The 293-nt window shown below is 33.8% G+C and carries 1 protein-coding gene; it reads right to left on the reverse strand.

Translation table 11 applies throughout. From position 1 onward, the window contains the following. On the reverse strand, positions 1-293 hold a 293-nt coding region (locus AOA61_RS31990), incomplete at both ends, for a hypothetical protein (protein ID WP_218197400.1).

Here is a 293-nt window from a genome sequence, read left to right on the forward strand (position 1 = left end):
CTAATAGGCTTTGGTCATCTAAGACCGGTTCTAATTTTTCCATAGTGACTTTTTTTGTTTCCTCTGACATATCCTTGAGGAGATAATAAGATATGATTTCATGTTCGTGATAAATTCGTTTAGTTGGTGAGATACTTCGAACAATATGGAACACAGAAGTCTCCCAGTTGAATTGATTTTGTAATAATTCAACAGTAGTGATTGGTGAACCTATATAAAGGACAATCTGAACAAAAAAATCAGAGGTTATTGTATCGATGATCGACTCTTCATCGTTTTCTTCTTCAAAGTGT

The organism is Pseudomonas sp. 2995-1, from assembly GCF_002742505.1.
Taxonomy (GTDB): domain Bacteria; phylum Pseudomonadota; class Gammaproteobacteria; order Pseudomonadales; family Pseudomonadaceae; genus Aquipseudomonas; species Aquipseudomonas sivasensis.